We start from the raw sequence: 264 nt of genomic DNA, 5'->3' as shown, positions 1-264 counted from the left end.
ATTTAGTCTAGATGGCACAGTGATATGCAGAGTTTTGTTGACCATTTCCAACGGTACCTTGCCGCTCGTATCGTTTACTATTGCAAACATAATCTTGTCCACAAGTACTTCGTGGGGAAGCTCGTCAAGTGCATTAGCGGTATAGAAAGCTTGTACTTCAAACAAGTTATTCATGTCTTCGAAACTGCGACTAAGGACATGAGTTCCATTCGACAGCGATGCCAAAAGTCCAGACTCAAGGGGCACATTAATTATGACAAATCC

1 protein-coding gene is annotated in these 264 nt (G+C 42.4%); it reads right to left on the bottom strand.

Annotated features, from left to right (window positions below; translation table 11 throughout):
* Positions 1 to 225 (bottom strand): hypothetical protein (locus tag ACX9YW_RS23095; protein WP_460351071.1); only part of this gene is annotated, 225 nt, incomplete at its 3' end.
* Positions 226 to 264: the final 39 nt, after the last annotated feature.

Source organism: Pseudoneobacillus rhizolycopersici, from assembly GCF_054786815.1.
This window is presented reverse-complemented; position numbering and strand designations above follow the sequence as displayed.